Source organism: Streptomyces qinglanensis (genome assembly GCF_900111245.1).
Classification (GTDB): domain Bacteria; phylum Actinomycetota; class Actinomycetes; order Streptomycetales; family Streptomycetaceae; genus Streptomyces; species Streptomyces qinglanensis.
The window spans coordinates 1-17169 of sequence record NZ_FOGO01000008.1; the positions used below are offsets into that span (position 1 = coordinate 1).

Annotated in this window: 10 protein-coding genes; 2 read left to right on the forward strand and 8 right to left on the reverse strand. The window is 73.0% G+C overall.

What is annotated here, in order from left to right:
• On the forward strand, positions 1-1417 hold a 1417-nt coding region (locus BMX65_RS17820; protein WP_075001560.1), incomplete at its 5' end, for a hypothetical protein.
• A gap of 324 nt (positions 1418-1741) precedes the next feature.
• Complete coding sequence (locus BMX65_RS17825; protein WP_075001335.1) at positions 1742-3004, forward strand: phospholipase D-like domain-containing protein; 1263 nt, start codon at positions 1742-1744, stop codon at positions 3002-3004.
• Between the two features lie 168 nt (positions 3005-3172).
• Here the strand turns inward: BMX65_RS17825 and obgE are convergent, their stop codons facing one another.
• The 8 genes from obgE to mrdA all read right to left on the reverse strand — a co-directional run bounded on the left by obgE (position 3173) and on the right by mrdA (position 17105).
• Positions 3173-4612, reverse strand: coding sequence for a GTPase ObgE (gene obgE / locus BMX65_RS17830; protein ID WP_075001336.1), 1440 nt, complete (start codon positions 4610-4612; stop codon positions 3173-3175).
• 225 nt (positions 4613-4837) lie between these two features.
• A complete protein-coding gene (rpmA, locus tag BMX65_RS17835) occupies positions 4838-5095 on the reverse strand; it encodes a 50S ribosomal protein L27 (protein WP_019358144.1) in 258 nt (85 codons plus the stop codon).
• Between the two features lie 13 nt (positions 5096-5108).
• Positions 5109-5432 (reverse strand): 50S ribosomal protein L21, encoded by a 324-nt coding sequence (gene rplU / locus BMX65_RS17840; protein WP_019358143.1) that lies wholly within the window; start codon positions 5430-5432, stop codon positions 5109-5111.
• A gap of 255 nt (positions 5433-5687) precedes the next feature.
• The gene (locus BMX65_RS17845; protein ID WP_075001337.1) at positions 5688-10052 is read right to left on the reverse strand and encodes an Rne/Rng family ribonuclease; all 4365 of its coding nucleotides are present in this window, start codon (positions 10050-10052) and stop codon (positions 5688-5690) included.
• A 247-nt stretch (positions 10053-10299) separates the two neighbouring features.
• Positions 10300-11103 (reverse strand): TIGR03936 family radical SAM-associated protein, encoded by an 804-nt coding sequence (locus BMX65_RS17850; RefSeq protein ID WP_075001338.1) that lies wholly within the window; start codon positions 11101-11103, stop codon positions 10300-10302.
• 417 nt (positions 11104-11520) lie between these two features.
• Complete coding sequence (locus tag BMX65_RS17855; RefSeq protein WP_075001339.1) at positions 11521-13446, reverse strand: TIGR03960 family B12-binding radical SAM protein; 1926 nt, start codon at positions 13444-13446, stop codon at positions 11521-11523.
• A gap of 159 nt (positions 13447-13605) precedes the next feature.
• Complete coding sequence (rodA, locus tag BMX65_RS17860; protein ID WP_075001340.1) at positions 13606-14805, reverse strand: rod shape-determining protein RodA; 1200 nt, start codon at positions 14803-14805, stop codon at positions 13606-13608.
• Positions 14802-17105, reverse strand: coding sequence for a penicillin-binding protein 2 (mrdA, locus tag BMX65_RS17865; protein WP_075001341.1), 2304 nt, complete (start codon positions 17103-17105; stop codon positions 14802-14804). The genes rodA and mrdA overlap by 4 nt, the downstream gene beginning before the upstream one ends.
• Positions 17106-17169 lie beyond the last annotated feature (64 nt).

Below are 17169 nucleotides of genomic sequence, written 5' to 3' on the forward strand. Positions count from 1 at the left end.
GCCGACCACGGGGATGTACTTCTCGGGCGGGACGACGTCGGCGTACCAGGCGAACATGTGGCTCTCGACGCTGGCGGAGCTGGAGGGGCGGCCGCTGATCGTGCTGCGTGAGCGGTTCATGGTGCAGAAGATCGACGCCACCGACGTCCCGATCGTCTGCATCCCCAAGGTCTCCCATCTGATGCACCTGGAGCACTCCACGCTCAAGGTGCTGCTGCACCCGGCCAACTCCGGCAAGACCTCCCAGGTCCTGCGGATCCCCACCCTCAAGCACGCCTTCATCAACCACGGCGAGTCCGACAAGCTCTCCTCCTGCAACCCCTACGCCAAGGCATACGACCAGGTGTGGGTCGCCGGAGAGGCCGCCCGCGAGCGCTACCGGCTCGCCGAGGTCGGCGTGGACGACAAAGACGTCGTCGAAGTCGGCCGCCCCCAACTCGCCCCCATCCAGCACGCCGACGAGCGCGCCACCGCGCCCCGGGACGGGTACACCACGGTGCTCTACGCACCCACCTGGGAGGGCTGGGACGGCAACCCGGGCAACACCTCGGTGCGGCTTGCCGGCGAGAACATCGTCAAGGCGCTGCTGGCCGACCCGAGGGTGCGGCTGCTGTACAAACCGCACCCGATGACCGGCTCGGTCGACCCGCGCGCCGGCGCAGCCGACCAGCGCATCCGCGACCTGATCACCCAGGCGAACACGGCCCGCAACGGCCCCCGGCGCGGTGCGGAGGCCGCGGCCGAGCTGGAGCGGCGCACCGCGGAGCTGGACCGGCTCTCCACCACCGCGTTCCGCGCCAGCGCGGACGAGATGGAGCGGATGAAGATCCAGGGCACGCCCGAGGACGGCAACGCCGAGCGGGTGCGCGCGGCGACCGAGGCGTGGGAGGCGGCCTACTGGGCGTCCTTCCCCGACTGGGAGCACCAGATCATCGACGGTCCGCGGCCGGGCATCTTCACCTGCTTCAACCAGGCGGACCTGCTGGTCTCGGACGTCTCCTCGGTGGTCTCGGACTACCTCACCAGCGAGAAGCCGTACGCGGTCGCCAACACCAGCGGGATGACCGAGGACCAGTTCCGGGGCACCTTCCCGACCGTACGGGCCGGCACGGTGCTCACCCCGGACGCGCAGCAGCTCCCGGCGCTGCTGGAGTCGGTGCGCGCCCCGGAGCAGGACAGCATGACGCGGGCCCGCCGGGAGCTGAAGGTCCACCTGCTGGGCCCCTCGGACCCGCCCTCGCTGGTCCGCTTCAACGCCGCCGCGCAGGAGCTGGCGGCCGAGGCCGAGGCCCGCAACGTGCGCGTCGCGCGGCGCACAGCCGAGATCCCCGGTCAGCGCGAGCTGCAGGAGGCCGCCGAGGAGGCCGAACTGGAGGCGCCGGGCACGGCGGATCCGGAGGACGCGGTGTCGACCTGAGCCGCCGGCCGCCGGTGGCGCACCGAGCCGTCGCACGGGGCTGACCCGCGACCGGCAACCGGGCATCCGGCGCTGCCACTCCTACGGGTGGCGCAGGCACAGGACACCGGCGCACAGAAGCGCGGAACGGTGCGGGGCCCCGAGAGGAGTTCACCTCTCGGGGCCCTTCCGTTTGTTGGTATCCCATCCGTCACACCAGCACCAGAAGGTGGCTCAATGCCCTGAAAGCGGCGACCGCACGTCCCTACGCTCGCTGGCGGCCCGGCCTCGCACACCCGGCACCATCCCGCCGGGCCCCGCACCACCAGCCAGGAGGGGACGCACGTGACACACTCGAGAACCGCCGCAGCACCACTCGCCCTGCTGCTCTGCACAGGACTGCACCTGGCCGCTCCCTCCCCCGCCGCGGCCGCCCCGCCGGGCACCGGACCGGGCACCGGGCCGGTTTTCAACCAGCCCGACGGCACGGCCGCCCAGCAGCGCGCCATCCGCAGCGACCTGCTGGCCCGGATCAAGGCCGCGGCCCCCCGCTCCACGATCAAAGTGGCCCTGTACCACTTCTGGGACGCCGAGGTGGCGCGCGCGCTGGCCGCGGCCCACACCGCGGCCGGGCGGCGGGTCCGGGTCCGGGTGCTGCTGGACGCGTCCAGCGTGAGCGCGATGCCCTCCAGCACCTCCTACGGCATTCTCCGCAAGGCGCTGGGCACCGACCGCTCGAAGCGCTCCTTCGTCGCGCTCTGTCCCGAGGGGAAGTCCTGCCTGGGGAAGCCCGGCGCGGGCCCGTCCATCGCGCACAACAAGTTCTGGCTCTTCTCGCACACCGGGGGCTTACGGAACGTCGTCGTGCAGACCTCCTCGAACCTGTCCACCGGCAGCTACACCAAGTTCTGGAACGACGAACTGGTCGTGTCACAGGCCCGCCTCCACGCGGCCTACAGCAGGTACTTCGACAAAGCCGCGGCGGCCGACTGGCGCGGCTGGCGCTACACCCGCACCGGTGCCGCCCCGTACACCGGCTACTTCTTCCCCCGGCCGAACGGCGGGGACACGGTGCGCGCCCTCCTGGACAACGTCACCTGCCGCTGGAGCGACGCCCGCGGCAGCCATCGCACCAGCGTCCGGCTGGCCATGTTCAAACTCACCCGGCAGGGCGTCGCCGACAAGCTCGCCGAGCTGCAGCGGCAGGGCTGCGCCGTGGACATCGTCTACGCCGAGAGCGACAGCGAGGACAGCACCGGCGCCCCCGGCACCTGGGAGGCGCTGCACGCACCCGGCGGCCCGGCCGTGCGCTGCCTGCACTACGACGACGACGGCGACCCCGCGACCTCGCGGGAGGTCGTGCACTCCAAGACCCTGCTGATCTCCGGCCGCTACGCGGGGGCCACCGGCGCCCTGGTGTGGACCGGCAGCCACAACTACTCGGGCCCGGCCCTCACCAAGAACGACGAGACACTGCTGAAGGTCGACGATCCCGTGGTGCACGACGCCTATCTGCGCCGGTTCCTGCGGCTGCGGGCCGCGGCCCGCCCCGGGCTCGCCGACGACACGCCCCGCTGCAAGGGCGTGAGCCCGCAACCGGAGGACTGACGGCGCACCCGCGGGGGACGGCGGGGCGGGAGAACCCGGCTGCGGGGAGCCGGACCGCCCCTGGAGTGCGCCGGTGCCGCGGCCGGTGCGCCGAAGGCCGAGGGGCGGCTGCGGGGACGACCGCGGGCCGGCCGGTGACCGGCCCGCGACCGGCCGCCCTCGGTTCCCTCACTCGAAGGGGTCGAAGTCCTCGTAGGCGCCCAGGGCTTCGTCCCGCTCCGCTTCGCGGTCCCGGCGGCGCTGCGCGGCCGGGCGGGGCGCGTCCATGCGCTGGTCCTCGCCCCGGCGGCCGAGCATCTCGGCGCCGGTGACCATGGTGGGTTCCCAGTCGAAGACCACGGCGTTCTCCTCGTCGCCGATCGCGACGCCGTCGCCCTCGCGGGCCCCCGCCTTCCACAGCTCGTCCTCGACGCCGAGGCGGGCGAGCCGGTCGGCGAGGTAGCCGACCGCCTCGTCGTTGCTGAAGTCGGTCTGCCGCACCCAGCGTTCGGGCTTCTCCCCGCGCACCCGGAAGAAGCCGTCCTCGATCCGGGTCACCGTGAAGCCCGCGTCGTCGACGGCCTTGGGGCGGATGACGACCCGGGTGGACTCCTGCACCGGACGTGCCGCACGCGCCTGGTCCACCAGACCGGCCAGCGCGTACGACAGCTCCTTGAGCCCCTGCCGCGAGACGGCGGAGACCTCCAGGACGGGGAAGCCGCGCTCCTCCAGATCGGGCCGGATGATGTCGGCCAGGTCCTTGCCCTCGGGGATGTCGGTCTTGTTGAGGACGACGACCCGCGGCCGGTCCTCCAGACCGCCGTAGCGGGCCAGCTCCGCCTCGATCACGTCCAGGTCGGAGACGGGGTCGCGGTCGGTCTCCAGCGTGGCGCAGTCCAGCACATGGACCAGCACGGAGCAGCGCTCGACGTGCCGCAGGAACTCCAGCCCGAGGCCCTTGCCCTCGCTGGCGCCGGGGATCAGCCCCGGCACGTCCGCGATGGTGAAGACCGATCCTCCGGCGGTGACCACACCGAGGTTGGGCACCAGCGTCGTGAAGGGATAGTCGGCGATCTTCGGCTTGGCCGCGGAGAGCACCGAGATCAGCGAGGACTTGCCCGCACTCGGGTAGCCGACCAGCGCGACGTCCGCGACCGTCTTCAGCTCCAGGACGACGTCCCGGGTCTCGCCGGGCTCGCCCAGCAGCGCGAACCCGGGCGCCTTGCGCCGGGCGGAGGCCAGCGCCGCGTTGCCGAGTCCGCCGCGGCCCGCCCGGCCCGCGACGAAGGTGGTGCCGGGGCCGACCATGTCGGCCAGCACCTCGCCGTGCCGGTCGAGGACGACGGTGCCGTCCGGTACCGGCAGCACCAGGTCCTTGCCGTCCTGTCCCGAGCGGTGCCCGCCCTCACCGGGCCGGCCGTTGGTGGCCTTGCGGTGCGGGCTGTGGTGGTAGTCCAGCAGGGTGGTCACATCCGGGTCCACGACGAACACCACGTCACCGCCGCGGCCGCCGTTGCCGCCGTCGGGGCCGCCCAGCGGCTTGAACTTCTCCCGGTGCACGGAGGCGCAGCCGTGCCCACCGCTGCCCGCGGCGACATGCAGCTCGACGCGGTCCACGAAGGTGGTCATAGGGGGTGCCTCCAAGGCGTGCTCTGGGGGTGGTGGTGCCGCGGCTCCGTGCGAGCCCCGTCGCGTGGGAACGCTGTCCGCGTCCCGACGCCGTCCCGGTCCGGGGGTCTGCCGCCGAACGGTCCCGGTCCGAACGCGCCGAGGGCGGACCCGCTTCCCGTGCGCAGACCGCGCGCACGGGAGAAGGAGTCCGCCCTCGGTGTGGAGAGTGTGCCGTCCGGCTGCTTACTGAGCGGCCGGGACGACGTTCACGACCTTGCGGCCGCGGTGGGTGCCGAACTGCACCGCACCCGCGTCCAGCGCGAACAGGGTGTCGTCGCCGCCGCGGCCGACGCCCGAGCCCGGGTGGAAGTGGGTGCCGCGCTGGCGGACCAGGATCTCACCCGCGTTGACGACCTGACCGCCGAAGCGCTTCACGCCGAGGTACTGCGGGTTGGAGTCGCGACCGTTCCGAGTGGACGATGCGCCCTTCTTGTGTGCCATCTCTCCTCAGTCCTTACTTCTTGGCCGGGGCGGGGATGTCGGTGACCTTCAGCGCGGTGTGGAGCTGGCGGTGACCGATGCGCTTCTTGTACCCGGTCTTGTTCTTGTACTTCTGGATCCGGATCTTGTCGCCCTTGTGGTGGTCCACCACCTCGGCCTGGACCTTCACGCCCGCCAGGACCCAGGGGTCGCTGGTGACCGCGTCACCGTCGACGACGAGCAGGGTCGAGAGCTCGACGCTGTCGCCGACCTTGCTCTCGGAAATACGGTCAACCTCGATGACGTCGCCCACAGAGACCTTCTGCTGGCGCCCGCCGGTGCGCACGATCGCGTACACGCGGAACTCTCTCTCGCTCGTGTCGGAACTCCTGACGCCAGCCGCCCGTCCGCGCGAGAGCGCGGAACTGATCCGGAAGGATTGAGCGGCCTCTCCCGGGAACCGGAACGGAACCGGGAGGGATGTGCTCAGGAGCAGCGCGCCCTGGTCAGGACACGCCGATGGTCAAGGGTACCCCATACGGACCTGGGGGTCCGACGGCAACCCGGGCCGTACCGGGCGGGGAGGGCCCTGGCCCTCCCCGCCCGGTACCGGTCACTCCTCGGAGGCGGAGGCGGAGACCGAGGTCCCGCCTTCCTGCTCGGCCGCGGCCGTCCTCTTGGTGGCCGTCTTCTTGGCGGTCTTCTTGGCGGTCTTCTTCGCCGCCGCCTTGCCGGCCGCCTTCTCCGCCGCCTTGGCGGGCTTCTCAGCCGGCTCGGCCTCCGCCTTGGCCGCCGTCTTGGCCGCCGTCTTCTTCGCGGCGGTCTTCTTGGCGGCCGCCTTCTTCGCCGGGGCCTTCTTGGCCGTCTTGGCCGCCTTCTTCGCGGCGGTCTTCTTCGCCGGAGCAGCGGCCTCCTCCTCCGGGGCGGTGGCGGTGACCGTGCGGGTCACCCGGCGCCGCGGGCGGAGCGGAGCCGCATCCGTGACGACCTCGCCGGCCGCCGTCCCGGACTCGGGCTCGGCGGCAGCGGCCGGAACAGCCGCCTCGTCCGCAGCGACGACCAGCACGGCGGCCGTGTCGTCACCCGTGCGGGGCGCACCGGCGGGCGCGCTCGCCTTGCGAGTCGCCCGGCGGCGGGGCCGGGCCGCGGGCTCCGGCTCCGCTTCCGGAGCGGTCGCCGCTGCCGCGGCGGCCCCGGCCGGGGCCGCGGACTCGGCCGGAGCCGGAGCGGGCTCGGCCGCGGTGGGCCGGGCCGCGGGCTCCGGGGCCGAGGGCTCGACCACCTCGGCGGTCTGCGCGGGCTCGCCGCCGGTCCGGGGCGCACCCGCGGGGGCACTCGCCTTCCGGCTGCCACGCCGCCGCGTACGTCCTCCGCGTGCCGCGGCCGCGGCGGCCTCCGCCTCGGCGGCGCTGCTGAAGAGCTCCTCGTCCGGCACGAACTCGACCGGTACCGGCGCGGTGACATCGGCCGCCTCGGCAGCCGCCTCGGAGGGCTCAACCGCCGCGGCGGCCGGAGCAGTGGCGGGCGAGGGCTCGGGCTGCGCCTCCGCGGCCTGCCGGTCGCCGGTCTTCGGCTCCGCCTTGGCCTCTGCCTTGCCTTCCGCCTTGGCCTCGCCCTTGCTGTCGCCCTTCTTGCCCTTCTTGCCCTTCTTGCCGCCGCCACCGGTGGCGGCGGCCTGGTCCAGGTGGACGATGACGCCGCGCCCGTTGCAGTGCACGCACTGCTCGGAGAACGACTCCAGCAGCCCCTGGCCGACCCGCTTGCGGGTCATCTGCACCAGACCCAGCGAGGTGACCTCCGCCACCTGGTGCTTGGTGCGGTCCCGGCCCAGGCACTCCAGCAGGCGGCGCAGCACCAGGTCCCGGTTGGACTCCAGGACCATGTCGATGAAGTCGATCACGATGATGCCGCCGAGGTCGCGCAGCCGGAGCTGGCGCACGATCTCCTCGGCCGCCTCCAGGTTGTTCCTGGTGACCGTCTCCTCCAGGTTCCCGCCCTGGCCGGTGAACTTCCCGGTGTTGACGTCGACGACGATCATCGCCTCGGTCCGGTCGATCACCAGCGAGCCGCCGCTGGGCAGCCACACCTTGCGGTCCAGCGCCTTGGCGAGCTGCTCGTCGATGCGGTACGTGGCGAAGACGTCCACGTCCGAGGTCCACTTCTGCAGCCGGTCGCTCAGATCGGGGGCCACGTGGGAGACGTAGCCGTGGACGGTCTCCCACGCTTCGGCGCCGCTGACGATGACCTTGGAGAAGTCCTCGTTGAAGATGTCGCGCACCACGCGGACGGTCATGTCCGGCTCGCCGTAGAGCAGCGTGGGCGCGTTGCCCTTCTGGGACTTCTTCCGGATCTCCTCCCACTGGGCCTGCAGCCGCTCGACGTCGCGGCGCAGCTCGTCCTCGCTGGCGCCCTCGGCCGCCGTGCGCACGATCACACCGGCACCCTCGGGGACGACCCGCTTGAGGATCTGCTTGAGCCGCGAGCGCTCGGTGTCGGGGAGCTTGCGGCTGATGCCCGTCATGGAGCCCTCGGGCACGTAGACGAGGTAGCGGCCCGGCAGCGAGACCTGGCTGGTCAGCCGGGCGCCCTTGTGGCCGATCGGGTCCTTGGTGACCTGCACCAGCACCGACTGGCCCGACTTGAGCGCGGTCTCGATCCGGCGCGGGCCGTTCGCCATGCCCAGCGCCTCGAAGTTGACCTCGCCCGCGTACAGCACGGCATTGCGGCCCTTGCCGATGTCGACGAACGCGGCCTCCATCGACGGCAGCACGTTCTGCACCTTGCCGAGGTAGACGTTGCCGACGTACGAGGTCGACTGCTCCTTGTTGACGAAGTGCTCGACCAGCACGTCGTCCTCGAGGACCGCGATCTGGGTACGCTCACCGCTCTGCCGGACGACCATCTCCCGCTTGACGGCCTCGCGGCGGGCGAGGAACTCCGCCTCGGTGATGATCGGCACCCGACGGCGGCCCTGCTCACGGCCCTCACGGCGGCGCTGCTTCTTGGCCTCCAGCCGGGTGGAGCCCTTGATGGCCTGCACCTCGTCGGTCGGCTCGTCCTTCTTCTTGCGCGGCTCGCGGACCTTGACGACGGTGCGCTCGGGGTCGTCCTGGGTCGCGGGCTCGTTCCCGGAGCCGTCCGCGTCGCCGGTCCGGCGGCGGCGCCGGCGACGGCGGCGCGAGCTGCTGCTGGAGCCGCCCGAGGAGGCGGCCTCGCCCTCGTCGCCTTCGCCCTCGGCGGCTTCCGCCCCGGCGGACTCGGCAGCCGCGGGCTCCTCAGCCGGCCCGGAGCGGTCCTCCCGCTCCTCGCCCTCGCTGCCCTCGGCCTGCTCCGCGCCCTCGCCACGGCGCCGGCGGCGGCCGCCCCTGCGGCGGCGGCGCGCGGGACGCTCCTCGCCCTGGGCGCCCTCCTGCTCCTCGCCCTCGGGGCTCTCGGCACCCTCGGACTGCTGGTCGGCGGCCTCGCGGTCCTGCTCGTCCCGGGCCGCGGCCGGCTGCTCACCGGACTCCGCGCGGCGACGACGGCGCCGGGTGGGCTGCGGCTCCTCCCGGTCCGCGCCCTCGGCCTCCGGCTCCTCCTGCGACCGGACCTCAGCACGGCGCTCCGCCTCCGCCGCCGCGGCGGCGGACTGCGGGGTCTGGAAGGCGGGCTCGGTGAAGACGGGGGGCTGGAACATCGCCATCGGCGGCGCGGCCCGCTTCCGGCGCCCTGCGCGGGCCTCGGGCTTCTCCGCGGTCTCGGACTTCCCGGCAGCCTCGGACTTCCCGGCAGCCTGGGACTTCCCGGCGGCCTCGGACGTGGCGGACTCCTGCTGCGGCGCCTCGGCGGCCTTGGCCGCCTTGCCCTTCCGGCTCGCCCTGGCGGGCTTGCCGCCCTCGGCGGACCGGTCGGAGGCGGTGCCGTCCGACTCGGCCGCCCCGGCGGCGCTCTGCTCGGCCTCGGCGGCGGGCGCGGAACCCGCACGCGTCGCCCGGCGCCGGGTACGCCCGGTGGGCGCGGACTCGGCCGGGGTCTCGGCGGCGGTCTCGGCAGCGGCCTCCGCCGGGCTCCCGGTCTGCGGCTCGGCCTCGGCGGCCGCGGTCTTGCGGGTGCTCGCGCGGCGGCGGCTGCGCGGCTTGGCCTCGGCGGCTTCCGGCCCGGCCGCACCGGAGTCGTCCGCTCCGGCACTCCGTGCGGGCGCTGCGGACTCCGCGGTCCCGGCGCTCTCCGCCGACTCGGCCGCTGCCGTCGTCTCCCGGCTGCTCCGGCGGCGGGCGGCCGCGGGCTTCTCCTGCTCGGCCGACTCGGTCTCGGCCGTCCGGCGGCCGGTGGCGCGGCGGCGGGTGCGGGGCTTCGGCTCCTCGGCGTCAGCAGTCTCCCCGGCGTCCGGGGGCTCGGCTTCGGCCCCGGCTGCCGGGGCGGGCGAACCGGCGGGCGCGGTGGCCTTGCGGGTGGCGCGGCGGCGGCCCGCGGCCTTCGGCGGCTCGGTACCGACCTCGACAGTGCCGCCCGCGGCCTCCGGCTGCGCGGCGGGTGCGGTCTGCTCGGCGGTCTCCGGCTGCGCGGCAGGCTCCGCCGGGGCAGGTGAACCGGCGGGCGCGGTGGCCTTGCGGGTGGCGCGGCGGCGCGGCCGGGCGGCCGGAGCCGGGGCGTCGCCGGACTCGTCCGGCGACCCGGCGTCCTGCGAGCCGTCCGCGGCGCTGTCCCGCACGGGCGACGGCCGGCCACCGGCGTCCCCGGTGTCCGACACGGGCGGCCCGGCGGGGCGGCTGGCGGCGCGGCGGCGGCGCGGCGGCAGGGTGTCGCTCGGGGTGCTGAGGGCGCCACCGGCGGTCTCGGGCGCCCCGGCGGTTCCGCCGCCGACGGTGCTGCCGCGGTCGGCGACCGATCCGCCGGAGGGGCCGGCGGCACCGGGAACGGTGGCTCCGGAGGCTTCCGCGGAGGTGGCGGCCCCGGCTGCGGGCGCCGCGGATTCGTTGGATTCAGTTGGTTCAAGCATGCGGGCGGTTCTCCCGTCACGCTCCCGGGCGCCGCGCTCGTGGGGTCCGGGGCGGCTCACCCTGGGGTGGGCCGCTCGCCGGGGGCGCGGGCGCCGCACGGGAGCTGTCGTGTCACTCGCCGGTTCCGGCCTTTGTCCGGCCCGGCTACGGCGAAAGTCTGCTGGTCTGTGCGTTCGCCTGCCGTACGGCTGCCCGGGTGGCTCCCTGGCGTGCGTCGTCGGCGGCGGCGCGGCTTCGGCGGCTGCCCTACGCGGTGCCGCCCGGCACCGTCGCGGCGCTGGAAACCCCTGAGCCGATGGGCTCCGGAAGCGCGTCGCGGTCAGGTGCGAACGGGTCGGTCACCGTGCCGGTCTCCTCATCGAGCGGCCCCTGCGCCAGCCTGGTCACCGCTGCGGGGACCGGCGGCGCCAGGTCGGCCGTAGCGCGGAGACCGGACAGGACGTCGTCGGGTCGTACGGCAGGTGTCACGTGTCGTACTACCAGGCGCAGTATCGCACAGGCCCCCTCGCCCGGCCTATCGGTGCCGGTGGCGGTGTCAGCGCCGGCGGGCTGCGCGGTGGCGGTGGCGGCCAGCGAACGGACGGCGGCCCGGGCGTCGAAGGACCGGACGCCCTTCTTGGTCTGCCGCTGCACCTCGACGGTCTCCGCCGCCAGGAACGCCGCGACCGCCTGCTGCGCCTGCGCCGGGGAGACGCCGTCGAGCCGGATCTCCCACACGGATGCCTGGAGCCGGTCGCTGAAGTCGGAGCCGTGCGCCTCGACCACGTCGACGAGGTCGAGGCCGTCGGGCATGCACGCGTCGAGCTGGGCGCGCAGCTCCTCGGGGTCCCGGTGCCGGACGAGGCCGATCTCCAGGTACTCCGCCTCGCTGCCGGTACCGGTGGGGGCGGCGTTCGCGTAGCTGACCTTGGGGTGCGGGGTGAAACCGGCGGAGTACGCCATGGGCACCTCGGCGCGGCGCAGGGCCCGCTCGAAGGCGCGCTGGAAGTCGCGGTGGCTGGTGAACCGAAGGCGGCCCCGCTTCGTGTAGCGCAGGCGGAGGCGCTGCACAGCAGGTGCGGGCGGCGGGCCTTCGGGCTGTCGCTTGCCCAGTGGTTCTCTCCTCGGTGCCGGGCGTCGCGCGAGGCGCGGCCGCCCTCGTCTGACGGATGTGTCCTGTGCGTCGTATACGGAGGCGGAAGTCCGCACGCACCGGCGCGATGGCGCCCCCGGATGGCGGGGCCGTCACCTGCGTCCGCCGGGCGCGTCCGGCGGGCCGGGCCCGGCGCTTCGCCCCGGGCCGCCGACTCCGGAGGCCCGGGTCCGTGCGGATGATCCTGCTGCCCAGGGTACGCGGCCGCCCCGCGGCGGCGGCCGCCGCTCCGCCGGACGGCGCCTCCCGGACGGGTGCAGCGGGCCCTGCCCGGTCCGGACGGCGGGCCGGCACCGAGTCCCCGGCCCGCCCGGGGCGGGCCGCGCGGAGCCGGGCTACTGCACCACGGTCAGCGGCAGCAGCTTCTTGCCCGTCGGGCCGATCTGGATCTCCGTGTCCATCTGCGGGCACACCCCGCAGTCGAAGCAGGGGTCCCAGCGGCAGTCCGGGACCTCGGTCTCGTCGAGGGCGTCCTGCCAGTCCTCCCAGAGCCAGTCCTTGTCCAGACCCGAGTCGAGGTGGTCCCAGGGGAGCACCTCCTCGTAGGAGCGCTCGCGGGTGGTGTACCAGTCGACGTCGACGTCCGCGCCGCGCAGCGCCTCGGCTGCCGACTCCATCCACAGGTCGTAGGAGAAGTACTCGCGCCAGCCGTCGAACCGGCCGCCGCGCTCGTAGACCTCGCGGATCACCGCACCGAGGCGGCGGTCGCCGCGGGAGAGCAGGCCCTCGACGATGCCCGGCTTGCCGTCGTGGTAGCGGAAGCCGATGGAGCGGCCGTACTTCTTGTCCCCGCGGATCGCGTCGCGCAGCTTGGCCAGCCGCGCGTCGGTCTCCTCGGGCGAGAGCTGCGGTGCCCACTGGAAGGGAGTGTGCGGCTTGGGGACGAAGCCGCCGATGGAGACGGTGCAGCGGATGTCGTTGGAGCCGGCGACCTCGCGGCCCTTGGCGATGACGCGGGTGGCCATGTCGGCGATCTGCAGGACGTCCTCGTCGGTCTCGGTGGGCAGCCCGCACATGAAGTAGAGCTTCACCTGGCGCCAGCCGTTGCCGTAGGCGGTGGCGACGGTGCGGATCAGGTCCTCCTCGGAGACCATCTTGTTGATGACCTTGCGGATGCGCTCGCTGCCGCCCTCGGGGGCGAAGGTGAGGCCGGAGCGGCGGCCGTTGCGGGTCAGCTCGTTGGCCAGGTCGATGTTGAAGGCGTCCACCCGGGTGGAGGGCAGGGACAACCCGACCTTGTCCTCCTCGTAGCGGTCGGCCAGGCCCTTGGCCACGTCGCCGATCTCGCTGTGGTCGGCGGAGGAGAGGGAGAGCAGTCCCACCTCCTCGAATCCGGTGTTCTTGAGCCCCTTGTCGACCATCTCGCCGATGCCGGTGATGGAGCGCTCCCGGACCGGCCGGGTGATCATGCCCGCCTGGCAGAAGCGGCAGCCGCGGGTGCAGCCGCGGAAGATCTCGACCGACATCCGCTCGTGGACGGTCTCGGCGAGCGGGACCAGCGGCTGCTTGGGGTAGGGCCACTCGTCCAGGTCCATCACGGTGTGCTTGCTCACCCGCCACGGGACGCCGGAGCGGTTCGGCACGACGCGGGAGATCCGGCCGTCGGCCAGGTACTCGACGTCGTAGAAGCGCGGCACGTAGACGCCGCCGGTCTTCGCGAGCCGCAGCAGCAGCTCGTCCCGGCCGCCGGGGCGCCCCTCGGCCTTCCAGGCCCGGATGATCTCGGTGACCTCCAGCACGGCCTGCTCGCCGTCACCGATCACCGCGACGTCCAGGAAGTCGGCGACGGGCTCCGGGTTGAACGCGGCGTGGCCGCCCGCCATCACGATCGGGTGGTCCTCGGTGCGGTCCCGGGCGTGCAGCGGGACGCCGGAGAGGTCGAGGGCGGTGAGCAGGTTGGTGTAGCCCAGCTCGGTGGAGAAGGAGACGCCGAGCACGTCGAAGGCGCCCACCGGGCGGTGCGCGTCGACGGTGAACTGCGGGACGTCGTGCTCCCGCATCAGCTTCTCCAGGTCCGGCCAGACGCTGTAGGTGCGCTCGGCCAGCACGCCCTCGCGCTCGTTGAGCACCTCGTAGAGGATCATGACGCCCTGGTTGGGGAGGCCGACCTCGTAGGCGTCCGGGTACATCAGCGCCCAGCGGACGTCCGTCGCGTCCCAGTCCTTGACGGTGGAGTTCAGCTCACCGCCCACGTACTGGATCGGCTTCTGGACGTGCGGGAGGAGGGCCTCTAGCTGGGGGAAGACCGACTCGACGGGCATCTGGGGCGCGCTTTCGTACGGAGGACAGGGCCAGTCGTCCAGAGTAACGGTTGGCGCGGGCCGTCCGGATGGCCGTGCGCCCGCACCGCTGTGCGCGGCCGCCGGGAGGGGCGGAGCACAGCGGTGCGGGCGGGGTTGCGGCGCGCGGCGGGGCCGCGGCTAGGCCGCTATCGGGCGTTGGGTGCGGATCGACTGCAGCAGTCCGACCGCGATCCAGACCGCGAACATGGAGGTACCGCCGTAGGAGACGAACGGCAGCGGCAGGCCGGCCACCGGCATGATGCCGAGCGTCATACCGATGTTCTCGAACGCCTGGAAGGCGAACCAGGCGATCACGCCCGCCGCGACGATGGTGCTGTAGAGCTCCGTGGACTCCCGGGCGATCCGGCAGGCGCGCCAGATCAGCACGCCCAGCAGCACGAGGATCAGCCCGCCGCCCACGAAGCCGAGTTCCTCGCCCGCGACGGTGAAGACGAAGTCCGTCTGCTGCTCGGGGACGAACTGGCCGGTGGTCTGGGTGCCCTCGAAGAGACCCTTGCCGGTGAGGCCGCCGGAGCCGATGGCGATGCGGGCCTGGTTGGTGTTGTAGCCGACGCCCGCCGGGTCGAGCGCCGGGTTGGCGAACGCGGCGAACCGGTTGATCTGGTACTCGTCCAGCAGGCCGAGCGCCCACACCAGCACCGCTCCCCCGGCCCCGGCCAGGCACAGTCCGATGACCCAGCGGTTGGAGGCGCCGGAGGCGAGCAGGACGGCGAGCACGATGACGACGAGCACCATCACCGAGCCGAGGTCCGGCATGGCCAGGATGACCGCGATGGGCAGGGCCGCCATGCCGAGCGCGTGCAGCACGGTGCGGTGGTCGGGGTGGTCCTGGTCGCCCGCGTCGACCTTGGCGGCCAGCAGCATGGCCATCCCCAGGATCACCGTGATCTTGATGAACTCGGCGGGCTGGACGGTGAAGCCGCCGCCGAGGTTCAGCCAGGCGCGCGATCCGTTGATGGTGGCGCCGAGCGGGGTGAGGACGCAGAGGGCGAGCAGCACGGTGAGGCCGTAGAGCACCGGGACGGCGCTGCGCAGCCTGCGGTGGCCGAGCCAGACCGTGCCGACCATCAGCGCGATGCCGATGCCCAGACTGATGACGTGCCGGACCAGGAAGTACCGCGGGTCGCCCTGGTTGAGCTCGGTGCGGTTGCGGGTGGCGGAGTAGACCAGCAGCGAACCGATGATCGCGAGGGCGACACCGGAGAGCAGGATGACCCAGTCCATCCGCCACACGATCGAGTCCCGCGCGGTCAGCCGGTCCCAGGCCGAGCGGCGGCGCGGCCCGTAGCCGCCGAGTGCGAACGTCCGGCTGGTCATGGGCGGTCACCTCCGGCGGACTCGCGGGTGGCACCGACCTGCTGGGCACCGTCCCGGCGGCGCTGCTGCTGCTCGCCCTCGTTGCGTGCCGCCTCGCCCTCGCGGCGGGTCTCGGGCGTCTCGCCCGGCGGTGCGGTCGAGGGGCCCTGGCCGGACGGCGAGGCGGAGGGGCTCTTGGAGGGGTCGGGCCGCTTGTCGCGCTGGGCGACGATGGCGCCGTCCTTGTCGATCTTCGGCAGCTTGGTCTGCGGCTTGGGCAACAGGGCCCTCTTCTTGTCGATGCCGCCGTCGGAGCCGACGCCGTACATGGCGTTGTAGATCTCGCGGACGGCGGGGCCGGAGGCGCCCGAGCCGGTGCCGCCCTGGGAGATGGTCATGACGACGGTGAAGTCGTCGGTGTAGGTGGCCAGCCAGGAGGTGGTCTGCTTGCCCGCGACCTCGGCGGTACCGGTCTTGGCCCGAATCTTGATCTTGTTCTGCGGCCAGCCGGCCTCCCCGAACCGCCAGGCAGCCGTGCCGTGGGTGGCCACGCCCTGCAGGCCCTTGTCGATCTTGCGGAGGGTCGCGCCGCTCACCGGCAGCTTGCCGTGCGCGTGCGGCTCGATCTCCTTGACGGACTTGCCGTCGGGGCTGACGACGGCCTTGCCGATCGTGGGGTCGTGCAGGGTGCCGCCGTTGCCGAGCGCCGCGTAGATCGTGGCCATCTGGACCGGGGTGACCAGGGTGTCGCCCTGGCCGATGGAGTAGTTGACGCTGTCACCGGCCCGCATCTTCATTCCGGAGACGCAGTTCTCCTTGGCGATCTTCTCGGCGTAGCTGGGGTCGTCCCCGGCGTTGTCGGCCTGCTTGCACCAGGCGTCCTTGTTGGCCTTCCAGTAGTCCTTCTTCCACTGGCGGTCCGGGACGCGGCCCTCGACCTCGTTGGGGATGTCGATACCGGTCTTCTCGCCGAGGCCGAACTGGTGAGCGGTCTTGTAGAACCAGTCCTTGGCGCCCTTCTTGGGCAGGTTCCCGCCGTCCTTCTTCCACTCCTTGTAGGCGAGGCGGTAGAAGACGGTGTCGCAGGAGACCTCCAGCGCCCGGCCGAGGTTGATGCCGCCGAAGCTCTCCGACTCGAAGTTCTTGAAGACCTGGCCGCCCACCTCGAAGTCCGAGGAGCAGTTGTAGCGGCCGTCGAAGGGGTAGCCGGCCTTGACGGCCGCGGAGGTGGAGACGACCTTGAAGATGGAGCCCGGCGCCGCCAGGCCCTGGATCCCGCGGTTGAGCAGCGGGTAGTTGGACTTCTTCCCGGTGAGCTTCGCGTACTCCTTGCCGGAGATGCCGCCGACCCAGGCGTTGGGGTCGTACTCGGGGTTGGAGGCCATGGAGACGACCCGCCCCGTCTTGTTCTCCATCACCACGACGGCGCCCGCGTCGGCCTTGTAGTTGCGGCCGGTGTTCTTGTCGAACTTCTTGCGGGCGTCCTTCATCGCCTTGTCGAGCTGCTTCTCGGCGACAGCCTGGAGCCGCGAGTCGATCGAGGTGATCAGGTTCGAGCCGGGGCGGGCCTTGTCCCGCTCGGCCTCGCCCATCACACGTCCGAGGTTGTCCACCTCGTAGCGGGTGACGCCCGAGGAGCCGCGCAGTTCGCTGTCGTAGGACCGCTCCAGGCCGTTGCGGCCGACCTCGTCGGAGGCCAGGAACGGCGAATCGGTGTCCTTGGCCTTCTCGATCTCGTCGTCGGTGACGGGCGAGAGGTAGCCGAGCACCTGCGAGGTGTTGGCGCCGTGCGGGGCCGGGTAGCGCCGGACGGCCTCCGGCTCGGCGGTGATCCCGGGAAAGTCCTCGGAGCGCTCCCGGATCTGCAGGGCCTGCTGGGGCTCGGCGTCGTCGGTGACCGGGATCGGCTGGTAGGGGGAGCCGTTCCAGCACGGCTGCGGGGTCTCCGCGTTGCAGAGCCGCACCTTCTCCTTGACCGTCTTGGGCGACATGCCCAGGACCTTGGCGAGCCGTTCCAGGACGGCCTTGCCGTCGTCGTCCTGCTTCATCAACTCGGTGCGCGAGGCCGAGACGACCAGGCGGGTCTCGTTGTCGGCGATGGGCACGCCCCGCGCGTCCAGGATCGAGCCGCGGGTGGCGGGTTCGACGACCTGCTGGACGTGGTTGCCCTTGGCCTCCTTCTGGTATTCGTCGCCGTTGCGGACCTGGAGATACCACAGTCGGCCGCCCAGCGTCAGCAGCAGCGACAGCACCAGGATCTGGATGGCGACCAGCCGGATGGTGACGCGGGAGGAGCGGCCGGTCTCGGGAATGTTGGTCACGGCGCGCAACGCCTCCTCGAAGGGCGGTGGTCGGGCCGGTGGTCGTGGCCGGCGGGCGCCGGGC

Bases quoted from the DNA above. Each gene is read 5' to 3' on its own strand.
- rodA (WP_075001340.1), bottom strand. From the start codon at position 14,805: ATGACCAGCCGGACGTTCGCACTCGGCGGCTACGGGCCGCGCCGCCGC.
- BMX65_RS17855 (WP_075001339.1), bottom strand. From the start codon at position 13,446: ATGCCCGTCGAGTCGGTCTTCCCCCAGCTAGAGGCCCTCCTCCCGCAC.
- BMX65_RS17845 (WP_075001337.1), bottom strand. From the start codon at position 10,052: ATGCTTGAACCAACTGAATCCAACGAATCCGCGGCGCCCGCAGCCGGG.
- rpmA (WP_019358144.1), bottom strand. From the start codon at position 5,095: ATGGCACACAAGAAGGGCGCATCGTCCACTCGGAACGGTCGCGACTCC.
- obgE (WP_075001336.1), bottom strand. From the start codon at position 4,612: ATGACCACCTTCGTGGACCGCGTCGAGCTGCATGTCGCCGCGGGCAGC.